Genomic DNA, 264 nt, shown 5'->3' with positions numbered 1-264 from the left:
GTGCGATATTCATATCACCCATGACGATAACCGAACGACCTTCCGCTTTTAGCGTATCAATATAAGCCATTAAATTGGCATAATAAGCGCGCTTCATAGGAAATTTAGTCGGGTGATCTTGGCTCTCTCCTTGCGGAAAGTAACCATTGAGCACATCCACTTCACGACCTTCAAACTCATAACGTGCATGGATAAAACGTTTTTGGGCTTCTTCATCTTCGCCAGGAAAGCCTTTTTGTACGAATACAGGTGCAGCTTTGGATA

General features: G+C 43.2%; 1 pseudogene. It reads right to left on the bottom strand.

Annotated elements, in window-relative coordinates:
- Positions 1-264 (bottom strand): annotated as a pseudogene (locus tag SB725_RS31825) (exodeoxyribonuclease III); the annotation flags it as partial.

Origin of the sequence: Pseudomonas sp. SIMBA_041, from assembly GCF_046535095.1 — a bacterium.
Lineage (GTDB): Bacteria > Pseudomonadota > Gammaproteobacteria > Pseudomonadales > Pseudomonadaceae > Aquipseudomonas > Aquipseudomonas mucoides.
Note: the sequence above shows the minus strand (reverse complement) of the source record. Positions and strands in the feature narration are given on the sequence as shown.